This is a genomic window from Clostridium sp. C8, assembly GCF_001010885.1.
Classification (GTDB): domain Bacteria; phylum Bacillota; class Clostridia; order Clostridiales; family Clostridiaceae; genus Clostridium; species Clostridium sartagoforme.
In genome coordinates, this window is the sequence record NZ_LBMX01000092.1 from 33,371 (window position 1) to 54,997 (window position 21,627).

A 21,627-nucleotide genomic window follows, 5' to 3' on the forward strand; every position below is an offset into this window, starting at 1 on the left:
TTATTCTTAATAATCAACAAGCGATTTAAAATAATTTAAAATATATTGATTCCTTAACTTAAAATAGATTGCTTTATAGTTCAATACTTTTTAAGATGATGTTAATTTCAACTTATGCTATAATGTAATAAAATTATTCACATTAGAAGGTGAAATTAAAATATAATTTAGAGGTGAGTACATGACTACAAATTTTATATCAAAGGCAGATAATTTATTTAAAGAGACATTAAATGATATTCTTGCAAATGGAGTAAGCACTGAAGGTCACAAGGTAAGACCAAAGTATAAAGATGGTACCCCTGCACATACAATATATATAAATCAAGTTGTTGAAAAATATGATATTTCTAAGGGAGATTTTCCTATTACCACCTTAAGACCTGTAGCATGGAAGTCAGGCATTAAAGAAATTTTATGGATATATCAGAAGGCATCTAATGAACTTTCAGTATTAGAGGAAATGGGTATTAATTGGTGGAGAGACTGGGAAGTTAATGGTACAGGAACAATCGGTCAAAGATATGGTGCTACTGTAAAGAAATATGATTTAATGAATAGATTACTAGATGGATTAAAAAATGAACCTTATACTAGAAGACATATTATAGATTTATATCAATATGCAGATTTCGAAGAAACTCCTGGCTTAAATCCTTGTGCTTTTCTTACTGTTTGGTCTGTTAGAGATGAATATCTTGATGTAACACTTCACCAAAGAAGTTCTGATTATTGTACAGCAGGACATATAAATAAGATCCAATATGTTGCCTTAATGATGATGGTAGCAAGACATGTTGGATTAAAGCCTGGTGTATTTATGCACGTTGTAGATAACTTACATATTTATGATAGACATGTAGAACAAGCAAAAGAATTAATAGAAAGAACTCCTAGTAACAAACACCCTCAATTAATACTTAAAGAAGGTAAGACAAGTTTCTACGATTTTACTATTGATGATTTTGAAATGGTCGATTACGAACCTGTTAAACCACAACTAAAATTTGAATTGGGGATATAATATTATGATAAGCTTAATAGTTGCAATGGATAAAAATAATGGAATTGGAAATAAAAATAAGTTACTTGCTCATATTTCTGAAGACTTAAGGTACTTTAAAAAAGTAACTGATGGTCATACAATTGTAATGGGATATAACACATATATGTCATTACCTAAAAGGCCATTACCTAATAGAAGAAATATTGTTCTTACTACTAAAGATATAAAATTAGAAGGTGCTGTAGTAGTTAATTCTATAGAAGAACTATTAAAATTATTAAATGCTGAACAAGAAACCTTTATATGTGGTGGTGCCAGCATTTATAAACAACTGCTTCCATATGCAGATAAGCTTTATATTACTCATATTTTTGATGAATTTGAAGCTGATACATATTTCCCAGGAATTACTGATGAATGGGAAATATCAGAAAGCATCTGTCATAAGGAAAATATAAACCATAAACATCCTCATATATTTACTATATATACAAAAAAATCTTAATATATTTTAATTAGTAATCTACTTAATTTCTATATGCCAATAAAAAACTAAAGGAAGGAAATTATAAAAAATTATTCATATGGTAATCTTTTTATAATTCTCTAAAGAATAAAAAGAAAACGAGGGTATTCCATAAGGAATTCCCTCGCTTTCTTTGTCCTATTGTATGTTAATCCTATTGAAGAGTAACCTTTACTAAATAAATATTATATATTTATAAAACATTTATTTTTGTTCATTACATTAAAAAAACCCTTCTCTTGGTTAGAAAGGCCTAAAATTAAAACCGTGCACCTAGCTTTGACAGTAACTTATAGGCGTTACTATGTAGTTAGCTCTGGCAAGATTTATCCATATCACACGCAGTAATCGCTTATCGCTGCTTCCTTCCGGACCTGACGAGGTTCACGCACTTACGTCGTATGGGACCTTACCATCAACACCACTTGCATAGGCAGACCCTACAAGTTAAAGCCTAAGCTAGGAATTCAACCCCGCTATAGCGGATTGCGGGTTACAGGGCACCGCTGACTCCCCATCTAGCACGGCTATGGCGGAGAGAAGGGGATTTGAACCCCTGATAGAGTTTCCCCTATACACGCTTTCCAGGCGTGCTCCTTCAACCACTCGGACATCTCTCCATAATATAGTTATTTAATTTTAACTACTGCTATATATTATCATATACTAATTCATATTGCAACATTTAAAACTTTACCATATTTCTATTGATTATTATTTATTAATCTTTAAAATTTATACTTATATAATAATAAACCAAAAGATAAGTAAAATTACCCATCTTTTGATTATATACATATTAAATATTATATAGACCTTTTTTTCTTACTTACTACAAAAATTAAAACTATGCCTAATAATATTCCTAATAAGCTTACTATTTGAGCTGTCCTTAATCCCATAAACATTAAACTATCAGTTCTTAATCCTTCTATAAAGAATCTACCTATTGAATATAAAATCATATATCCCCCAAGTATGATTCCATCTTTTCCTTCTTTCTTTTTAAGAAGTACATATACTAATATTAAACAAACTAGTATATTCCATATAGATTCATATAAAAATGTTGGATGATAATAAGTTCCCTTTATCAACATTCCATTTTGAATAAACTCTGGAAACTTGCTTATAAATTCTTTTGATACAGGACCTCCATGGGCTTCTTGATTCATGAAATTTCCCCATCTGCCTATTGCTTGTGCCAATATAACTCCAGGCATTATAACATCTACATATCTTAAAAAGTTTATCTTTTTATATCTTGCGAATATATATCCTGATAATAAAGCAGCTATAACCCCTCCATGTATGGCCATTCCACCATTTCTTACATTAATCACATCCATAAATGAGTGATAATTTTGATATTCAAACGCTACATAGTATAATCTCGCTCCAATTATTGATATTGGAAATGTAACTAAAAATGCATCTATTATAATATCATAATTTAGTTCTTTTTTCTTAGATAGAATGTATATTAACAGCATTGCTCCTAATACTCCAAGTGATATTATTATTCCATACCATCTTATTTCTAAACCAAATAATTCAAAAGCTACTGGATTCATCCTCTTTCCTCCTCTAATAGTAATTATTTTAATTATATTACTTCATAGGTAATTATACCAATTAAATATAAATAAAATATAAATAAATTATAAATTTATAAAATATAAAACTTAAGATTTATTTCTTTTTTTCGTAAAAAATGAAGTTAATAAATCACTACATTCTTGACTATAACACCACTTTATATCTACATACCAATTAAAAATATCATAATCAATTAAATTTATTACAGATCCGCAAGCCCCCATATCCTTGTTAAAAGTCCCTATAAATACTCTTGATATTCTACTTTGTGCTATTGCTGATATACACATAGGGCAAGGTTCTAAAGTTACATACATATCACAGCCTGATAATCGCCAATTATTTAACTTTTTACAGGCCTCTTCTATTGCTAATATTTCTGCATGAGCTGTTGGCAAACTTAAACTTTCCTTCAAATTATGTTGCCTTGCTATAACTTCACCATTCTTAACTATAACTACTCCAACAGGTACTTCTCCCTTATAATATGCAGTTTTTGCTTCTTCTATTGCAATATCCATGTAATCCATATATTTTCTCCCAATAAAAGATAATGAAAAAATGAAAGAATGAAGGAATGAAAAAATTATGGTAAAAAATCCTTAGAGGATTTTAAAAAGGATATTTTCATCTACTTCAAGCAAGCTTCAGTAGATAGGGCTTCATACTAAGTTCAGTTATCGTTACACTCAACTTCACTAAGTATTCATTCCTACACCAACTAAACTTAAGCTTTACGTAGTAAAACATCCCCAACTCTTTCACTTTTTCACTCTTAACTTTTCACCTATAAATTGCTTCACAATTTATATCTAACCTGTTACTTGTTACCTGTTCCAGATTCCCTTATCCCATAAACTGTGAACCGTGAATTGTGCACTGTGAACTGATTAAGTAAATATTCTAACCTTTTTAATTCTATTTTTATCCACTTCTTCAACCACAAATCTAATATTATTAAGTTTAACTTCTTCTAATTGTTCAGGAAACCTTCCTAATTCTCCTATTACCAATCCACCTACAGAATCAAACTCTTCAGATTCCATAGCAACACCTATCAAATCTCCTATATGATCTAGTCTAGCACTTCCATCAACTATATATTCATCTTCCTTAACTACAACTATATCGCTATTTTCGTCATCATATTCATCTTCGATTTCTCCTACAACTTCTTCAATTAAGTCTTCTATAGTGACTATACCAACATTTCCACCATATTCATCTAGTACAACTGCCATATGATTTCTATTCTTTTTCATTTCATTAAACAACTCTGTAATTTTTTTGAATTCAAAAGTATAATAAGGTTCTCTCATGTAATCTGAAACCTTAAAATTTTCTTTACTTTGAGCTGCTATTATTAAATCTTTAACATTTAGTACTCCTATAACATCATCTATATTTTGATTATAAACTGGTATTCTTGAGAATTGCTCAGTTTTAATAACATTTATGACTTCATCATAAGTAGAATTAATATCTACTGCTACTACATCAACTCTTTGAACCATAACATCTTTAACTTGAGAATCTGCAAATTCAAAGACATTAAATATCATTTCTTTTTCTACATCCTCAAGCACACCTTCCTCTTCACTAACTCCTACCATTGTCTTTAATTCTTCTTCAGTTATAAATGGTTCATTAGCTTTTGGATCTCCACCTAAGATTTTTATAAATAACCCCGATATAGCTGAAAATACAACTACAAAAGGTCTAAATAATTTCACTATTACATTTATAGGTTTACTTACCTTCAACGCTACACTTTCTGAGTTTTGTTTAGCTATAGATTTTGGAGTTATTTCACCAAATATAAGAACTAATATAGTCATTACAATAGTCACAACACCAACTGAACCTTCTCCAAAAGCCTTAACAGCAACTGATGTTGCTAATGCAGAGGCACCTATGTTGACTACATTATTTCCTATTAATATTGCTCCTAATAACCTACTTGGATCTTCTGCAAGCTTTTCAACTAGCTTTGCTCCTTTAACTCCTTCTTCTACCATATGTCTTATTCTAATTTTACTTAGTGCCATTAAGGCAGTTTCTGACATAGAGAAAAATCCTGACATCAACAATAATATTACTAATAATACTATCTGCCACGTATAACTCTCCAAATTAATTCACACTCCTAAATTAAATATTTTTATTTTATTATATCATATATTAAAATCCATAATTTATTTTAATATAACTTCCAATAAATATTCTATACTATATGATATTTGCCATATATAACTTATATAATTAAAATTTTTTATTTATATAAAAAATCTATCTTTTAATTCACAGCTAATAATATTTTATCCACAACTTAGCTTCATTTTCATGTATATCCTGTGTATAACCTTGTAAATTATCTACATTACTAAATTTTACTTAAAAAACTAAGCATATACTGAATACTATCATTTTTATTACACAGAATAAAGTGGAAAGGTGGTGAAAAAATGAAAAGATTTCTTTCAGCATTTTTAATATCCTTTTATTTGATTTTTAATACAATTGGGTTAAAGTGCGCTTTTTCTCAGAGTAATATATATGCACAAGGTATTTATACTTTATCTGATTTTAATACATCAAAAACTAGTACTTTCACTATTCAAAATGTTTCTAGAACTGAACATATGTATTTATTTGTTTTTGACGAAAACCTAGGTGTAGTAGAATTATTAAGATTACCACCTAATTCACCGAAAGTTGATACAGTCCCCATCAATCCTGACTATACCATATTACTAATTGGTAAAGGAGAGCTATATTTAACACCTATTAACGCTTAATAGTTATTCTGTTTTAAAAAACTTAAAAATAAACTTCATAAAGTTTTGTGTCTTAAGTACAGAGAAAGGATTGATAGTCATTATGAAGAAGTTTATTCTTACAATTTTATTCTCTATATATTTATCATTTAATATAATTGGTTTAACACCTGCACTAACTAATCCTAAAACCTATAAACAGGGCATTTATAGCTTATCCGATTTTAATATCTCGAAAAATAACACTTATTCAATTAGAAATTCTTCAAAAACTAATGATATCAGGGTGTTAATTTTTGATGAAAATTATCTTTTACTTCAAAACGTAAGTCTGCCTAAAAACACACTAGATATAGATACCACACTTCCGCTAAACCCTGAATACTCATTAGTAGTGATTGGAAATGGAGAACTAACTATTACACCTAAATAATCATGAATACTAAAGTTATTATTCTTATCATTGAAAGTTATTTAATATAGTATATTTTAATCACTGCTAAATTAATCTTTAAATTTTATATAAAAAACAAAAGCATTCAATCCTTTATATTACAAGGTTTGAATGCTTTGTGGTATCCCCAACAGGGATCGAACCTGTATCTGTCCCTTAGGAGGGGACTGTTCTATCCATTGAACTATGGAGACATAATCAACAAATAAATTGTATAATAACATTAATTATATGTCAACATTATCCTACTACTATAATATACTCCATAGCCATTATTTATTCTTTTACCTTTTTAACTATCACATTGTTTGGCTTCACAATAAACTCTATTGAAACATTCCTACTAATAGAATTCATTTTTATTTTTGTTACTATAAATACTTCATATATTTTCTCACATCCATCTAAAGTTTTTAATTCTTCTATATCTACTATTTCACACTTTTCAATATTGTATCTTATATTACTTCCATATAAAACACATAGTCTATTTTCTATATATGGATTTAGAAGATTAAGTATGATGCTTTCTTGCATAATAATTTTACATTTCTTCTTTCTAATAAGAGAATTTCTTCTTTCTTCTACCCACTTTTCTTCTTCATCTTCCTCAAGTTCATATTCATCATAATCATCTATATATTTATAATTTTTTAATTTCCCCCAATTTTCAACCTTATAAAACTCCTCATATCTTGAATTAAATTTGATAAATATATCTGCTTCATCTAAATTATTATGTTTTTTAATTAATTCTAAGTCGCCTTGTCTTATAGCTGTAATAGCTATAGGTATCTCTTCTCTAAAAATTTTATTTCTTATTTCTATTTTATTCTTATCCCTTTCAATTCCATCTACATTCAAATATAAACATAAAACGTAATTGCTACCATTTTGAAACCATCTAGCAAATACCTCATCCCTCTTATTACTTATATTAGATTTATCATAATGCTTAGCTACTGTTACTAATATCTCGCCGGTTTCATCTGAATGAGTAACTGTATATTTACGTGGAATTATAGGCCCATCTTGTGATATTCCACTCTTGAAATCAACCTTCAGTTTCCCCTGGTTTCGCTTATTCAAACCTTTCACCTCTAAAATGCTTTTTATTACTTACTATATGCTTGCATGTTATATTTTGCGAAGCATTTTTCAGTTCACAGTTCACAAGGCACAGTGCACAGTTGTTTTATTTTTTTAGGTAACAGGGAACAGGTATCAGGTAACAAGTACTAGATGTAAACTATAATTAAAAATTAAGAAACATCTACTTCAAGGTAAGCTTAGGGACAGTAGTTAGTTTTGTGTAGCAAAATAACCTCAATTTTTTCATTCTTTCATTTATAAATTGCTTTGCAATTTATATCATAACCTGTTCCCTGTTACTTTATTCCAAAAACTGTGAACTGTGAACTGTGCGCTGTGAACTATATAAATTGCTTCGCAATTTAAAACTTATATGCTTTTCTATATTCCAACTTTGTTATATACTTTATTTATGGTATTTTAATAATTTTTGAAAGGATTTGATTTGCATGCTTAGATCTATTGCTTGGTATGTAGTTTTCTTCATGGGTTTGCTACGTAGTATTCCTAGTATGATAAAAACTAAAAGATTTAATGAAAAAGATATGGCAGAAGAAAAGGAGCGTCTTACTTTTAAGGCAACCTCAGCTTGGGCTAATAGCCTTTTAAAAGTTGCTGGAGTTCGTGTTAATGTTCATGGATTAGAAAACCTTCCTAAAGATCAAAATGTATTATTTATAGGAAATCATCAAGGAAATTTTGATATTCCAATATATATTAGTAAAATTCCTGTCCCTAAGGGATTTGTTTCTAAAATAGAAGTTAAAAAAATTCCTGGGGTCAGCACTTGGATGGAATATATGCATTGTGTCTTTATGGATAGGAGTAATTTAAGAAAAGCTGGAGAAGCTATTATTCAAGGAGTTAAAGTTTTGAAGAATGGTCATTCATTAGTCATATTCCCAGAGGGTACAAGGAGTAAGGGTGATAAAATGGGTGAATTTAAAGCTGGAAGTTTTAAATTAGCTACAAAATCTAAAGTTCCAATAGTACCTGTTACAATGAGTGGATCTTATAAAATAATGGAGTCTAATAAACGTAAATGGATTATAAAACCAGCAAATGTAGATTTATATATTCATCCAGCTATAGAAACAACTAATTTAACTAAAGAAGAGCAAGATATTTTACCTAAAAAGGTATATGAAATAGTTAAAAGTAAACTACCTAATTAGGACTAAATTAGTAAAACAGATATGAAGCTATAATTCATATCTGTTTTATTTTATTTTTTACTATTTAGATAATTTTACTCCTCAAAATTATCTACAATTGTGGATATATCATTTTTATAGTATTCATATCTTTTTCCTGATTTAGCAATCCTAAAAAAGCCTAGTGTAACTAAATAGTTTAAATCACTTCTAGCAGTTTCGTAAGATACATTTAGTTTCTTTTTATAATCATCAATAGTTACAACATTATTTTTTGAAGTTAAGACACTATTAATAAACTTCATACATCTTTCTTCTAGCTTTACATCATTCTTTTCAATTAATTCCTTCAATATCTTTTTCCCAAATTTATAATTTAACTCCATATTTAAAACTTCAATAGAATTTCTAAGTATGTCTAAATAAAATTTAATAAAATAAGTTATATCACCATTTGAAGATAAGCTATTTTCAATTGCTGTATTGTATTTTTTCAACTTCTCTTTTATTAAAGGAGATATTGAGCAATATTTTATAACTTCATATCCATTCATCAATAGATATTTATATGTTAAAAGCTCTGAAATTATGGCATTATGTTTTATAAAAGGATTATTGATTATTACATACAGATGTATGACTGTAGCCTTTATTAAAATACTCTTTTCTTCATATTTATTTATTAAAAGCAATAAATTTTCTATATTATGTCCATCTTCTACTATTCTACTAATACTATATTTATTTTTACTATTCACCTTATTGATTTTATCAGGTTCTAAATCTTCCATTTCAATTATGTTATATAAATTACACAGAAAATCTTCATCAATAATATTACTATTATTAATAATATTTATTATATCATTAATTTTCTTCTCTGATGTCTCTATACCATTTAAAGAAAGTAACTGAGATATTTCTAAACTTTCTGCTGATTTGTTTAGGTTATCCTTTATCTTTGAAGATATATAATTAAATACTCCCAAATTATTAGCTTCATTAATAAATTCAATATTACTATCTATACTTTCTGTATTATTAAACCAATAATCAATTATCGGCTTAAAGTCACAATTATTTTTTTTAGATAACTTTAACCTTTCTCCTTGAATTGTTTCCCATATTTTTTCCAATTCTTCTTTTTCAAATATCCTTCTTGAAATTTGTTTTTTACTAAAATATAAACTGTTAAAATCTTGCATAAGTTGATTGTCCATAGCTATCCTCACTTTTATTACTACTTAAATACTATTATAACACTATTCTTATAACGAAAAATTTCTCGTTTAATTACTAATAATATACTACTATAATACTTTTTAATTATATATTAAAATACTTATACTTATTTTTCAATAATATTATTAACAAAATAAAAAGGGGAGAGATATAACCCGCCCCATAATATGTAAATTTATCTATTCTCAATATTTGTTTATTTTTGTATATTTCTTTTTTCAAAATTAATAAGTTTTTCTTGAATATCTGTATGATTTCCTGCATATCCTAATAACATTCCATTCTTACCAGTCACTCTATGACATGGAATTATTATCGGAATTGGATTAGCCCTATTAGCTTGCCCTATTGCCCTTACCGCTTTCTCATTTCCTATAGACTTTGCTATATAGCTGTAACTCTTTAATTCACCATATGGAATTTTCACTAATTCATTCCATACTAATTTTCTAAATTCAGTACCTTCTATATCTAAAGCTAAGTCAAATTCCATCCTTTTTCCTTTAAAGTATTCCTCTAACTGAATAATTACATCCATACATATATTTTTATCTTCTATTAAATTTTGTTTTTCCTTAAATTCAATCCATTCTTCTTCTATTAACTCAATCATTCTTAATCCATCTGAACTTTTTACTATATATATTGGTCCTATAATGCTATTTATTTTATAGAAGTATAAATTTTTTGTGGTTTTTTCCATATTATCCCTCCTATCAAACGTTTACTTATTGTTTTTTGAATATTTATTACAAAATAACTTATTTTACTAGTAAATAATACGAGCATATTTTTAAATTATAGTGTATACTAAGCTAGTTGACAAAGAATAATATATAATTTATAGTAATTATTTAGAATTTTTAAAATTATATTATAAATTCCTTTGCTCCATGGAATGTTAATATTATATACCCGTCGTAAAATTTAAAAATATATATTATATTTAATTATAGATTATTTTAAATACTAAAAGAAAGAGGATTTTGAATGAATGAAATAAAATTTAATAACTTAGGGCTTAAGGATAGCCTTTTAAAATCTATTACTGATTTAGGTTTTGAAAAACCATCTCAAATACAAGCTGAGGCAATACCTGTTGCAATACAAGGATATGATCTTATAGGGCAAGCTCAAACAGGTACTGGTAAAACTGCTGCTTTTGGCTGTGGTATCATTAATCACATCACTAAGAATGATGGCCTTAGAGCTATAATATTGGCTCCTACAAGAGAATTGGCTATTCAGGTTAATGATGAATTAAAAAGATTATCAAAATATGATGATTTGTCAGTATTACCGATTTACGGTGGAGATTCTATAGTAAATCAAATAAGAGCATTAAAGAGAAATGTAAATATAGTAGTTGGTACTCCTGGTAGAGTTCTTGATCATATAAAAAGAGGAACTATTAAATTAGATGGCATTAAATTTTTAGTTTTAGATGAAGCTGATGAAATGCTTAATATGGGATTTATCGATGACTTAGAAGACATAATAAAGCAATTACCTAGTGAAAGACAAACTTTATTATTCTCAGCAACAATGCCTGATCAAATAAGAAAATTAGCAAAAAGATATATGAAACCTGATGCTAAGCAAATTTCTATAAAGAAAACTTCTATGACAGTTTCTACAATAAGTCAAAGTTTCTTTGAAATATCTCACAAAACAAGATTTGAAGCACTTTGTAGAGTTTTAGATTATGATACTCCATCATCTGCTATAATCTTCTGCAGAACTAAAAAAGGCGTTGATGAATTAGTTGAAGGTATGCAATCAAGAGGTTATATAGTTGAAGGTATGCATGGTGATATGTCTCAAGCACACAGAATAAGAACTTTAAGAAAATTCAAAGAAGGTTCACTAAATTACTTAATCGCAACTGATGTAGCTGCAAGAGGTATAGATGTTGAAGGTATAACTCATGTTATAAATTATGACTTACCACAAGATGTTGAAAGCTATGTCCACAGAATTGGTAGAACAGGTAGAGCAAATAGAGAAGGTATTGCTTACTCTTTAGTTTCTCCAAAAGAATTTTCGATGTTAAAACAAATAAAATCAGTAACTAAGAGTGATATAACTAGAAAAGCTATTCCTACAGTTAATGATATATTTGATAATAAATCTAAATCTATTTTAGAAGATGTTACTAATACTATTACAGATTCTGATTATTCAAAGTTTATTCCAGTAGCAAAAGAGCTTGTTGAAAAATTTGATTCTATAGAGATTATTGCTGCATTAATAAAGAATAAATTTAATGATGAGCTACTTGAAACTTATACAAATGATGTTTTAGAAGCTCCTAAATCAGAGGATATAAGATTATTTTTATCTATAGGAAGAAGAGATGGAATAAACCCTAAAACTCTAGTTAATTTTATTAAAGATACAGCTAGAATAAAAGCTTCTTCAATTGGTGATATAGACATATTAGAAAACTTCTCTTTTGTAAATATATCTCCTGACGTTAAGGATAAAGTTCTTGATAAATGTATCGGTGTTAAGCTTAATAAAAGAAAAGTAAACATTGAGGTCGCTAACAAAAAAAGAAGATAATCATAAAAGTAAGGCTATTTAATGCGTATCATGCTTAAAATAGCCTTTTGTATTATTTACATTTATTTTTTATGCCTTCATAAATATATATTAAATAATCAATATTCTTTTCTTCCTTTTCTAAAATTTTAATTCTATCTTCTACTTTTTTTATTGACTCTCTAGCTTCGTCAAAATCCTTATGATTTATACATGCACTTGTATATTGCAATAAATAATCTATTTTCAATACTATCTCTGCTAAGTCCTCCCTATCATCATTAACTAAGTCTACTAATATAGAATATATTTTAGGTGATGTATCTTTTCTTACACTACTTAATAAATCATTATTTTTACTATTTTTTCTTCCCATAACTTTACCTCTTTTCTAAAAAGCTCTTATATTATTTTTTCACTATTTATAATAATTTATATCATATTTTAATACTATACCCAATACATTTTAAAATATAAAGGAAATTTAGGAGGTTTATATTAATGCAACAATATATCTGTGTGCCTTGTACCTATGTTTATGATCCTGAATATGGAGATCCTAATAACGGAATAGATCCAGATACCCCATTTGAAGACTTACCAGATGATTGGGTTTGCCCTATATGTGGTGCCTCAAAAGATGAATTTGAGCCTTTAGATGAAGAGTAAAATAAAAAAACAGTCGTGAGGACTGTTTTTTATGTTCTTTTAATCAAATTACTTTTAAATTTATTAATATATGAAATTGTTTCTTTAGATAATTTAGATGTACCATTGATTATATTATCTATCTCTATTAAAATTTCATTCATATCTTCTCTCTGTTCAGCCATATTATAAACTTTATTTCCTAGGTTATTTAACTTCTCCTTTGTTACATTATCAAAATTTAATAATGGAATTCTAGAAACATATCCTGAGGTAATCATATTACTTCTGTTTAAAACGCCTCTCACTAAATAAGTTACTAAAGTAGAATTTAAATATGCTAATATCCAAAATATATCCTTATCATCGCATATAATACATGTATTTACTCCAAAGGTACTATTTTTAGGTAACTTACATGCTGTAAATTGCACTCCCATAGATGAGCAAATCACTCCAGGCTTATATAATAACTCTTTATTTCTTACTATAAAATTAGAAACTTCTTTTGATATGTTTATGAAATCTTTATGTATATACATTACCTTATCCGTATAATATCTATCCTTACCTGGGTTTTTGTAAAATGGTATTATATATGGATCTTTATTTTCTCTAGATAAATATTGTCCATCATTCCCTGTTGATATTCCTGTTATACACTTAAATTCATCTCCAAGTCTATTATGATTAAATAAACATTTAATATCTCTTGGACATTCTATCAAAAATTCATTCTTATCGTTTTTATTATTTAATATAACATCCTCTATTGAATATACATTATCACAAGTTCTTGAAGAATTTAAGAAATTAATTAATTCATTCTTATCTATAAATCTATTTTTTAATATTATATTTCCTTGGTAATCCAATCCCTTTTGTAATATAACTATACTAGTTCTAACTTCGGCTCCTTGCTCTAGAAATAAATCTGTTGGACACATTATAATTTCATGTATAGTACAACTTTTTAATATTTTTTCTCTTAAGCCAATATAACTTTTAGATGTCATAAATGAATCTTGAGTTATTATACCTATTACAGCTCCCTCTTTTGCTAGATCTATAATAGCAGATATAAACATTCCATACATATTATGAATACCTACATCTTTAAAATACCTTTTTAATATTTTTTTATTATTCCTTATATATTTTACTTCATGGCAATTATATGGAGGATTTAACACATAATAATCATAACTTAAAAATTCTTCAGCATTAATGCATTCATAATAATACTCAATAAAATCCATATTCTTAAAATTACAATTATACTTCTCCTTATATCTAATAATATCCATACCATAAGTCTTAATGTTAAATCCATTAAAAGGTTCTAGCATTTCTTCTTTACCACAACATGGGTCAAAAACGCTTTTGCCCTCTTTATTTATATCTACTACTCTTTTTGTGATATAATCACATATAAAAGTTGGAGTTGAATAATATCCTACTTCTCTTTTATCTATAACTACTTCATCTATAATATTTTCCTTTAATATCTTATTTTTTCTTCCCATAAGTATTCTCTCCAAAACTTAAATTGCTTCATTTATTGTTAATTATACACCATAACTTATTTTAGTACTTAAATTTTATACTTTCTTATACAAAAAATAAGCCTACCCTTTAACCTTATAGGTAAGCTTACTATAATTATATTAATTAGACAATAATATTTCCTCTGTAAATACATCTAATGGACAATAGGTGCTTATTCCTTGAATATTCCCAGATTCTGAATATTGAAAGCCTATCCATTCATCCCATATAGGATTTTCTTCAGGTTTTTCTACATCATAATTTGCTATCCATAGTGGATACCTTCCTAACTCTTTAGTAAGACTTGCTCTCGCAAAGCTTGTATATGTGTACACTACCACTTCTTTTCCTGTAATACTTTTTACTTCTTCTAAAAATATTATACAATTTTTAGATAATTCATCAGCATTACATCCATCTGTTATTTCTATATCTAATGCTAATTTACAATTAAAGTCCTTTTTCTTTACATAACTTGAAAAATAGTTTGCTTGAATTTTAGCATCTACCTTAGGCCTAAAAAAATGATAAAACCCTATAAGTATATCATTACTTTTACTTTTTAAGTAATATTCATCTGCTCTTGGATTTAAATAGTGACTACCTTCAGTCGCTTTTATATATACAACTTCAATACCATTTTCTTTAACTTCCTTGAAATTAACCTCTCCTTGCCAGCTTGATATATCAATTCCCTTATATTTCCCAAAGTTTATTGATTGCATACCCATCTTCTCCTCTATAGTTTAATTTTTCTCCTAAGATATACTATGCAATCATTATGAAAAAGTGGACATTTATAAATTTGTATAAACATTCACTATCTTATTCCAAGTATATGGACCCACTACCCCATCTGTTTCTAGCCCATATAGTTTTTGAAATTTTATAACTGTATCTCTAGTAACATTCCCAAACACACCATCTACAATAAGATCAGTAGGTATATTATACTCATTCGTTATTGTTTTAAGATAATATTGAAACTCAATTACTTTATTTCCTCTTGATCCTTCTTTCATGGGATACCCCGGATATTTACCATCCCACTTTGGTTCATAAGAATCAGTAGGTTCCCGTATTCCTCCTGTCCCTAAATCTATTTCTAACTCCTGATTTAATTCCGCTAATCTCTTTATTCCTACATATACACTTGATAAATTATACCAAGTCACTCTTCCCACAATACCATCTGTGACTAAATTAAATACCCTCTGAAATACTTTTACCGATTGCTCGGTCTCTCTTCCAAACACCCCACTTTCAGGATATATCTTTGGGATAGCTGGAAAGTTCTTAGATATCATATTTAGATATTTTTGAATTACTTTAACATTATTATTTACATCATTAATTCTTAATGCTTTGCCTGGATATGATTCAGGTATTCCTTCAATAATTGTAGCTCTAACAAGCTCCTTGTCAGTTCCAAAATAATATTTAATTATATCTAACGCCTTCATTCCCTTTTTAGCTAAATCTACAGTTCCCCATTGAGATAATCCTGCACACCTGACTGATGTTCCATTGCAATATTGAGAGAAAAAAGGTGTTCTATTACCAACAGTTCTTATATATTCATTAAAAATGTCATCCACTATTTTACTTATATTATCGAATATATTTCTTCCCTTTATAAAGTTTTGATCGTAGGCGGTTGAATTGGTTATTTGAAATGAGTAACCTCTATTTCTATACCATTCAGTATACACTCTATTTAATGCAAATGATATTTGGCAATATATATTAGCCCTTATTGCTTCTTCTGGCCAAGTAGGATAAATTTCACTAGAAGCAACATTCTTAATATAATCAATAAACCTTACTTTAATATTTTCTGACGATGAATTGGGCGTTCCTAAATGTACAACTATAAATTCAGGTACGAATACATCTTTAAGAACAAATGGAGTCATTAAAAAGTTCTTATTAATACTTGTGTACTCTTGTTGCTCATTTACCGTAGCATTTTCAGATAAGTTTTCTAAATTTATTGTATTATTATAATCTTTAATCTCAATATTTTGTATTGATGTTATTCCATCAAATACACTTATACCTCTTACTATAATTGGATTAACTCCTTCTACGCTAACTTCTAAATCATAAATTTCATATGGGATTATAAATTGACTATTCGGGCTCTGAGATAAACTTTTATCTACAGTTTCTAGTGGTATAATTGTACTTTTTCCACTTATATCAAATGCATTATATTTTTCATAAACTATATTTCTGGACTTAGCATTAATAATTTTTAAATTTGCTTTTGTCTTTGGTAATAAGTTTTCCACTTTAAATAACCTTACTAATATATATCCTGTAGACAAAATCGATACCCTCCAAATATATTGTTTTACTATTCTATTCACTTAAAAGGTTATATGTGATAAATCCCTTTTGGTCGTGGTAGTTGTGAATGATGCTTATATTTGTATGCTTTAATTTCCATTTAAATTTAAAATTTTTATAAAATCACTTATTTCATCACTTTCTAGATAAATTTGTCCAAGAGTTCCATGTTTCATATCTAGCTTATTTAAAGAATGAAAATCTGAACCTGCTGTATATATAATATTCTTTTTCTTTGCAATACTCATAAAATATTCTGTTTCATTTTCTTTATTTCTATAGTATTTAGCTTCTATTCCATCAAAATTTAAATTAATTATCTCTTTAAATATATTTTTGTTTAACAATGTTGGATGAGCTAACACAACTTTCCCATTATAATGGTGTAAAAATTCTATTCCTGCTGATGTTATTATTTTTCCAGCTTCTGATTTAAAACTTAACTTTCCTTTAAAATAAATTTGGCACGCCTTAAATCTTCTAGCACGCAAATTATTTAAAATTAACTTAAACTCAGTACTTTCGTACTTATCATCAGTAAAATACCCTAATATATGAACTTTTTGCCCTTTAAATCTTGTTGATAGTTCTATTCCCGGTATAACCTTTACTCCATGAATTTTTCCCACTTTGATAGCTTGCTTATTTCCACTTATAGTATTATGATCCGTTAAGGCTATTATACCTACTCTTCTTTCTTTAGCTAATAATACAACTTCTCCGGGTTTTAAATCTCCATCTGATTCTGTTGAGTGAATATGAAAATCTCCTTTTGTGTACATTACTTAATCCCTTATAATTACTTATAATTTATATATATTTTGAAATAATAATTTTTGCCATATTATTTTTATGGAAATTTATAAAGATAATATATAATATATCTATTAAAAAGGTTAGAATAAATTATATAAAATAAAACTTTTATTAATCTTGGAAGAAGGTAATTTAAATGAATTATATATTCTATGATTTAGAATTTAACCAAAATAATATTAATACTCCTAATAATATATCTATATCTCAATTACCTTTTGAAATAATTCAAATTGGTGCACTAAAGCTTAATGAGAGCTTAGAAGTTATATCAACATTTAATGAATTCGTAAGGCCTACTGTATATAATGATATCAATCCTTACGTAGAAAATATTACAAAAATAACGAAAGATATGCTGGCTAAATGTGATACATTTACTATCACTTATAATAGATTTATAGAGTTTATTGGAAATGAAGATTTAGTGCTATGTGTGTGGGGAAAAGCTGATTTAAGAGAATTTATAAGAAATATAAAGTTTAATAATTTGTCTACCGAAATATTTCCTACGAGATATATAGATGTGCAAAAACATACTTCTAAATTTTTCAAACTTTCCAAAGGAACTCAAATCGGTTTGAAAACAGCTGTTGAGCTTTTGAACATAGAATTTCAAGAAAATTTTCATAATGCCTTTTATGATGCTTTTTATACAGCTGAAGTTTTCAAAAAAATTATTAATGATAATATAGTTCCTGAAAACTATATTTATGTTAATAGGAATGCTACAAAAAATACATATAGAAATAAAATTGATACTGTTTCACTATTTAAGCAATTTAATAAAATGTACAATAGAGAAATGTCTGAAGAAGAAAAATCCATTATAAAAACTGCATATAACATGGGAAGAACTAAACAATTTATGAAATAATTTGCAAGATAAATTATTTTATTAACAATGCACAATTGACAATTAAGGATATTTTGCTATGTAAAACTTAAAATTCAATTGATACAAAGCACCTTTTATTCGAAAGTTTACTAGTTTTTTATTCCTTAATTGTTAATTGTTGGTTATTAATTATTAATTCCTTTATTTTCTTAACTATTTATAATAGCGTTAATAGTAATTTGCATCTTATTACTTAAATTAGTGTCTTTTAATAAGACCATAGATATTAAATCAAGAAGATACATAACAGAAAATTGAGTATTAATAAATCTACTTCTGTCAATAAAATTTGGATTATATACCATAAACTTAATATCTGAATATTTACTTATAGAGCTTTCTTCAAAACTTGTTATTGAAACTGTTTTGGCTCCATTTTCTTTTGATTTTCTTAATGAATGTACAACTTCTTGAGTTTCTCCTGATATAGAAATTCCTATTACTAAATCTTCTTCTGATACTATTGAGCTATTTATAATCATCATATGAGAATCAGAAATAGAGTGCACACTAAAACCCATTCTAAGAAGTCTATGCATCATTTCATTGCCTGTTAAGCCAGAACTTCCTACACCATATATGTATATATTTTTAGCCTTTTTTATTTCTTTTACTACCTTCAATATTGCTTCTTTGTCTATTAACATTTTAGTTCTTTCTATAACTTCATTATAGTATTGATAAGCAGCTGAAAATATACCCTCTTCATCAATAGATGGCACTTCTATTTTATTTGCTCCAAGCTCTATCTTCATATCTACAAAGCTATTACAGCCTATCTTTTTGGCAAACCTTGTTATAGTGGCTCCTGATGTTCCTATTTCCTTTGCCAAATCAGTTATACTTATATTCTTTATTTTATCACCATATTGCATAATATAGTCTGCTATATCCCTTTCCTTACCAGAAAACTCTCCATACGTTTTTTGTATCTTATATAAAATATCCACTTGAAATCCTCCATAAATTTAGAACTTACTTCTATGTAAATTATTTTATTTTGACGTAATTAATTAAATAAACTATATTAAATAACTGAGTTAACTATAGAATATCATTAAAATAAATTAAATAAAAGATGTAAAGATTTATACTCTACTTAAAAATATTATAATATTCCTATGGATTCTCTGATAATTCAAATAATATTATATTGAAAAGCTGAAACTATTTGCATAGTTTCAGCTTTCTTTAATTTATATTCTAATAATTTTATATTATAGATGGTACATAGTTATTTTGCATATCTTACGATAATGTCTCTTAAAGTCTTAACTATATCCTTACCGCCCCTATCATTGTAGTATTTCGCAAATCTTTCATCTGCAACATACATTTCAGCTAGCCCTATATGTGCTTCTGCTGAATAAGTTGGCCATGAAAAACTTAACCATTCTTTATGCTTCTCATATACAGATTTTGCTTCATTCGAGCTTATATCACTTGTTTTTGTAACTGCAGCTAAAGCTTCAAACATTTCACATTCAATTTGCTGCATCTTTTTAAAGTCCTCTTCACTCATATTTAAAAATTTCTTATTAGATTCTTCAACTGTTTCTTTCCCATATTTTTCTCTTATTTCCTTACCATACTTTACTTCGTTCCCTTGTAGCTTTTCTTTTTTAAATCCTTCAAATTTTTCTTTATTTGACATCTCTATCTCTCCCTTATTATATTTTAATGTTTTTTCCACTGTTAAAATCAATTGATCAAGTTGATTTCGTCTGGAAATAAGTCTTTGGTGATGCTCAATTAAAGATTGGCAAATATCAAAATTAGGCTTAGAAACTATCTCTTGTATATCCTCTAATCTCATATCCATAGATCTATAAAGCAATATTTGTTGTAATAAGTCTACCTCTCTTTTACCATAAATTCGGTATCCAGAAGAATTTACCCTACACGGCTTTAATAGTCCAATTTCATCATAGTATCTAAGTGTTCGTGTACTTACTCCTGCCAATTCAGCTAGCTTTTTAATTGTATATTCCATATCATTACCTCCTGACATTTTTAATAATAAGGCATTACGTTGCGTGAATGTCAATACTTAAAATTAAACTTTTTATTTAAATTGCGAAACAATTTATTCAGTTCACAGTGCACAATTCACAGTTCACAGTTTTTTTGATAAAGTAATAGGTGACAGGGAACAAGGAACAGGTTATGATATAAATTGCAAAACAATTTATAAGTAAACTTAGTATGAAAGCCCATCTACTGAAACTTGCCTGAAGTAGATGAACATATCTTTTTCTAAAACCCTGTAAGGATTTTCTTCTTCACTCTTTAAATTTTCAATATTTTACTTAGCAAGATAAATCCTATGGTATTAATATGACATTTTATATAACAAAAATGTTTTGTATTTAAAGCATTATATACATGTAAAAATTTTAGTGTTATAATAATAATCCATTTATTGTTATATACTATTGCTAGTAGATATTAATAAATGAATTATTATAGAAAGTGTCAGGTGAAATTTATGATTGATGCAAAATTATTAGTTGAAAAGGCTTATGAAGCTCAAAAATTTGCTTATACTCCTTATTCTGGATTTAATGTTGGTGCAGCTCTACTTGGTACAAACGGAAAAATATATTTAGGCTGTAATATAGAAAATGCAGCTTTCTCACCAACTAATTGTGCTGAAAGAACAGCTTTCTTTAAAGCTATTTCAGAAGGTCAGCGTGAATTTTTAGCAATTGCCATAGTAGGCAATAAAGATGATGCAGAAAATACAGAGTATTGTGCTCCTTGTGGTGTGTGTAGACAGGTACTAGCAGAATTTTGCGATCCTAAAACCTTTAAAATTTATCTTGCTAAAAATAAAGATGATTTTAAAGAATATTTACTAGAAGAATTACTTCCATTAGGATTTACTAGTAAGGATCTCGATAGATAAATGGAACTTATAAATAGACTAAGTTTGAAAAGGAATACAAGAGTTATATACTCTTATATTCCT

22 protein-coding genes, 2 tRNA genes and 1 other RNA gene are annotated in these 21,627 nt (G+C 27.5%); 9 read left to right on the top strand and 16 right to left on the bottom strand.

The genetic code is table 11. The features are described from left to right. Positions 1 to 181: 181 nt before the first annotated feature. Positions 182 to 1,024 carry a thymidylate synthase gene (locus tag AAT22_RS14770; RefSeq protein WP_052953975.1) on the top strand — a complete coding sequence of 281 codons (843 nt, stop codon included), beginning with the start codon at positions 182 to 184 and terminating at the stop codon, positions 1,022 to 1,024. 4 nt (positions 1,025 to 1,028) lie between these two features. Beyond that, positions 1,029 to 1,511 (top strand): dihydrofolate reductase, encoded by a 483-nt coding sequence (locus AAT22_RS14775; RefSeq protein WP_047001781.1) that lies wholly within the window; start codon positions 1,029 to 1,031, stop codon positions 1,509 to 1,511. A gap of 286 nt (positions 1,512 to 1,797) precedes the next feature. Here AAT22_RS14775 and ffs read toward each other — a convergent pair. The 5 genes from ffs to AAT22_RS14795 all read right to left on the bottom strand — a co-directional run bounded on the left by ffs (position 1,798) and on the right by AAT22_RS14795 (position 5,263). After that, positions 1,798 to 2,059, bottom strand: an RNA gene (ffs, locus tag AAT22_RS18875) — signal recognition particle sRNA large type. Positions 2,060 to 2,062: 3 nt separating this feature from the next. Beyond that, positions 2,063 to 2,152: transfer RNA gene (locus tag AAT22_RS14780), tRNA-Ser, on the bottom strand. Positions 2,153 to 2,338: 186 nt separating this feature from the next. After that, the gene (gene lgt, locus AAT22_RS14785; protein ID WP_047001782.1) at positions 2,339 to 3,106 is read right to left on the bottom strand and encodes a prolipoprotein diacylglyceryl transferase; all 768 of its coding nucleotides are present in this window, start codon (positions 3,104 to 3,106) and stop codon (positions 2,339 to 2,341) included. A gap of 111 nt (positions 3,107 to 3,217) precedes the next feature. Further along, positions 3,218 to 3,661 carry a nucleoside deaminase gene (locus AAT22_RS14790; RefSeq protein WP_016207844.1) on the bottom strand — a complete coding sequence of 148 codons (444 nt, stop codon included), beginning with the start codon at positions 3,659 to 3,661 and terminating at the stop codon, positions 3,218 to 3,220. A 360-nt stretch (positions 3,662 to 4,021) separates the two neighbouring features. Then, positions 4,022 to 5,263 carry a hemolysin family protein gene (locus tag AAT22_RS14795; protein WP_040436817.1) on the bottom strand — a complete coding sequence of 414 codons (1,242 nt, stop codon included), beginning with the start codon at positions 5,261 to 5,263 and terminating at the stop codon, positions 4,022 to 4,024. Positions 5,264 to 5,596: 333 nt separating this feature from the next. On the opposite strand from AAT22_RS14795, the gene AAT22_RS14800 reads away from it, so the two are divergent. Both AAT22_RS14800 and AAT22_RS14805 read left to right on the top strand, forming a co-directional pair. Further along, positions 5,597 to 5,929, top strand: coding sequence for a hypothetical protein (locus tag AAT22_RS14800; protein ID WP_047001783.1), 333 nt, complete (start codon positions 5,597 to 5,599; stop codon positions 5,927 to 5,929). 82 nt (positions 5,930 to 6,011) lie between these two features. Next, positions 6,012 to 6,341, top strand: a complete 330-nt coding sequence (locus AAT22_RS14805; RefSeq protein ID WP_047001784.1) for a FimB/Mfa2 family fimbrial subunit — start codon at positions 6,012 to 6,014, stop codon at positions 6,339 to 6,341. 140 nt (positions 6,342 to 6,481) lie between these two features. On the opposite strand, the gene AAT22_RS14810 is transcribed toward AAT22_RS14805, so the two are convergent. Both AAT22_RS14810 and AAT22_RS14815 read right to left on the bottom strand, forming a co-directional pair. Further along, positions 6,482 to 6,556: transfer RNA gene (locus AAT22_RS14810), tRNA-Arg, on the bottom strand. 82 nt (positions 6,557 to 6,638) lie between these two features. Beyond that, the gene (locus tag AAT22_RS14815) at positions 6,639 to 7,451 is read right to left on the bottom strand and encodes a staygreen family protein (RefSeq protein WP_047001785.1); all 813 of its coding nucleotides are present in this window, start codon (positions 7,449 to 7,451) and stop codon (positions 6,639 to 6,641) included. Positions 7,452 to 7,903: 452 nt separating this feature from the next. Between AAT22_RS14815 and AAT22_RS14820 the strand changes: the two genes are divergently transcribed. After that, positions 7,904 to 8,629: a lysophospholipid acyltransferase family protein gene (locus AAT22_RS14820; protein ID WP_047001786.1), complete on the top strand. Its 726-nt coding sequence runs from the start codon at positions 7,904 to 7,906 to the stop codon at positions 8,627 to 8,629. Between the two features lie 74 nt (positions 8,630 to 8,703). On the opposite strand, the gene AAT22_RS14825 is transcribed toward AAT22_RS14820, so the two are convergent. Together AAT22_RS14825 and AAT22_RS14830 are read right to left on the bottom strand one after the other, a co-directional pair. Then, positions 8,704 to 9,828 (bottom strand): Fic family protein, encoded by a 1,125-nt coding sequence (locus AAT22_RS14825; protein WP_047001787.1) that lies wholly within the window; start codon positions 9,826 to 9,828, stop codon positions 8,704 to 8,706. 218 nt (positions 9,829 to 10,046) lie between these two features. Further along, positions 10,047 to 10,553, bottom strand: a complete 507-nt coding sequence (locus AAT22_RS14830) for a methylated-DNA--[protein]-cysteine S-methyltransferase (protein ID WP_047001788.1) — start codon at positions 10,551 to 10,553, stop codon at positions 10,047 to 10,049. Positions 10,554 to 10,840: 287 nt separating this feature from the next. Between AAT22_RS14830 and AAT22_RS14835 the strand changes: the two genes are divergently transcribed. Next, a complete protein-coding gene (locus AAT22_RS14835; protein ID WP_047001789.1) occupies positions 10,841 to 12,415 on the top strand; it encodes a DEAD/DEAH box helicase in 1,575 nt (524 codons plus the stop codon). Positions 12,416 to 12,467: 52 nt separating this feature from the next. On the opposite strand, the gene AAT22_RS14840 is transcribed toward AAT22_RS14835, so the two are convergent. Further along, the gene (locus AAT22_RS14840; RefSeq protein ID WP_047001790.1) at positions 12,468 to 12,770 is read right to left on the bottom strand and encodes a hypothetical protein; all 303 of its coding nucleotides are present in this window, start codon (positions 12,768 to 12,770) and stop codon (positions 12,468 to 12,470) included. A gap of 125 nt (positions 12,771 to 12,895) precedes the next feature. Between AAT22_RS14840 and rd the strand changes: the two genes are divergently transcribed. After that, positions 12,896 to 13,063, top strand: a complete 168-nt coding sequence (gene rd, locus AAT22_RS14845) for a rubredoxin (RefSeq protein WP_047001791.1) — start codon at positions 12,896 to 12,898, stop codon at positions 13,061 to 13,063. A gap of 29 nt (positions 13,064 to 13,092) precedes the next feature. Here rd and AAT22_RS14850 read toward each other — a convergent pair whose 3' ends face one another. The 4 genes from AAT22_RS14850 to AAT22_RS14865 form a co-directional block, all read right to left on the bottom strand. Then, positions 13,093 to 14,568 (bottom strand): N-6 DNA methylase, encoded by a 1,476-nt coding sequence (locus AAT22_RS14850; protein ID WP_047001792.1) that lies wholly within the window; start codon positions 14,566 to 14,568, stop codon positions 13,093 to 13,095. A gap of 141 nt (positions 14,569 to 14,709) precedes the next feature. Next, positions 14,710 to 15,315 (bottom strand): GH25 family lysozyme, encoded by a 606-nt coding sequence (locus tag AAT22_RS14855; RefSeq protein ID WP_016207871.1) that lies wholly within the window; start codon positions 15,313 to 15,315, stop codon positions 14,710 to 14,712. A gap of 72 nt (positions 15,316 to 15,387) precedes the next feature. Next, complete coding sequence (locus AAT22_RS14860) at positions 15,388 to 16,920, bottom strand: peptidoglycan-binding protein (RefSeq protein WP_047001793.1); 1,533 nt, start codon at positions 16,918 to 16,920, stop codon at positions 15,388 to 15,390. 111 nt (positions 16,921 to 17,031) lie between these two features. Then, entirely contained in the window at positions 17,032 to 17,724 is a 693-nt protein-coding gene (locus AAT22_RS14865; protein ID WP_047001794.1) for a PHP domain-containing protein, read from the bottom strand. A gap of 170 nt (positions 17,725 to 17,894) precedes the next feature. Between AAT22_RS14865 and AAT22_RS14870 the strand changes: the two genes are divergently transcribed. Next, positions 17,895 to 18,635 (top strand): 3'-5' exonuclease, encoded by a 741-nt coding sequence (locus AAT22_RS14870; protein ID WP_047001795.1) that lies wholly within the window; start codon positions 17,895 to 17,897, stop codon positions 18,633 to 18,635. 170 nt (positions 18,636 to 18,805) lie between these two features. Here AAT22_RS14870 and AAT22_RS14875 read toward each other — a convergent pair whose 3' ends face one another. Continuing rightward, entirely contained in the window at positions 18,806 to 19,606 is an 801-nt protein-coding gene (locus AAT22_RS14875; RefSeq protein ID WP_047001796.1) for a MurR/RpiR family transcriptional regulator, read from the bottom strand. A gap of 284 nt (positions 19,607 to 19,890) precedes the next feature. Continuing rightward, entirely contained in the window at positions 19,891 to 20,649 is a 759-nt protein-coding gene (locus AAT22_RS14880) for a MerR family transcriptional regulator (RefSeq protein ID WP_047001797.1), read from the bottom strand. 495 nt (positions 20,650 to 21,144) lie between these two features. On the opposite strand from AAT22_RS14880, the gene AAT22_RS14885 reads away from it, so the two are divergent. Further along, positions 21,145 to 21,564 (top strand): cytidine deaminase, encoded by a 420-nt coding sequence (locus tag AAT22_RS14885; RefSeq protein WP_016207877.1) that lies wholly within the window; start codon positions 21,145 to 21,147, stop codon positions 21,562 to 21,564. Positions 21,565 to 21,627 lie beyond the last annotated feature (63 nt).

Excerpts from the sequence above, each read along its gene's own strand:
- AAT22_RS14770 (WP_052953975.1), top strand. The coding sequence starts at position 182 with ATGACTACAAATTTTATATCAAAGGCAGATAATTTATTTAAAGAGACA.
- AAT22_RS14775 (WP_047001781.1), top strand. The coding sequence starts at position 1,029 with ATGATAAGCTTAATAGTTGCAATGGATAAAAATAATGGAATTGGAAAT.
- lgt (WP_047001782.1), bottom strand. The coding sequence starts at position 3,106 with ATGAATCCAGTAGCTTTTGAATTATTTGGTTTAGAAATAAGATGGTAT.
- AAT22_RS14790 (WP_016207844.1), bottom strand. The coding sequence starts at position 3,661 with ATGGATTACATGGATATTGCAATAGAAGAAGCAAAAACTGCATATTAT.
- AAT22_RS14800 (WP_047001783.1), top strand. The coding sequence starts at position 5,597 with ATGAAAAGATTTCTTTCAGCATTTTTAATATCCTTTTATTTGATTTTT.
- AAT22_RS14805 (WP_047001784.1), top strand. The coding sequence starts at position 6,012 with ATGAAGAAGTTTATTCTTACAATTTTATTCTCTATATATTTATCATTT.
- AAT22_RS14820 (WP_047001786.1), top strand. The coding sequence starts at position 7,904 with ATGCTTAGATCTATTGCTTGGTATGTAGTTTTCTTCATGGGTTTGCTA.
- AAT22_RS14825 (WP_047001787.1), bottom strand. The coding sequence starts at position 9,828 with ATGGACAATCAACTTATGCAAGATTTTAACAGTTTATATTTTAGTAAA.
- AAT22_RS14830 (WP_047001788.1), bottom strand. The coding sequence starts at position 10,553 with ATGGAAAAAACCACAAAAAATTTATACTTCTATAAAATAAATAGCATT.
- AAT22_RS14835 (WP_047001789.1), top strand. The coding sequence starts at position 10,841 with ATGAATGAAATAAAATTTAATAACTTAGGGCTTAAGGATAGCCTTTTA.
- AAT22_RS14840 (WP_047001790.1), bottom strand. The coding sequence starts at position 12,770 with ATGGGAAGAAAAAATAGTAAAAATAATGATTTATTAAGTAGTGTAAGA.
- rd (WP_047001791.1), top strand. The coding sequence starts at position 12,896 with ATGCAACAATATATCTGTGTGCCTTGTACCTATGTTTATGATCCTGAA.
- AAT22_RS14850 (WP_047001792.1), bottom strand. The coding sequence starts at position 14,568 with ATGGGAAGAAAAAATAAGATATTAAAGGAAAATATTATAGATGAAGTA.
- AAT22_RS14855 (WP_016207871.1), bottom strand. The coding sequence starts at position 15,315 with ATGCAATCAATAAACTTTGGGAAATATAAGGGAATTGATATATCAAGC.
- AAT22_RS14865 (WP_047001794.1), bottom strand. The coding sequence starts at position 17,724 with ATGTACACAAAAGGAGATTTTCATATTCACTCAACAGAATCAGATGGA.
- AAT22_RS14870 (WP_047001795.1), top strand. The coding sequence starts at position 17,895 with ATGAATTATATATTCTATGATTTAGAATTTAACCAAAATAATATTAAT.
- AAT22_RS14880 (WP_047001797.1), bottom strand. The coding sequence starts at position 20,649 with ATGGAATATACAATTAAAAAGCTAGCTGAATTGGCAGGAGTAAGTACA.
- AAT22_RS14885 (WP_016207877.1), top strand. The coding sequence starts at position 21,145 with ATGATTGATGCAAAATTATTAGTTGAAAAGGCTTATGAAGCTCAAAAA.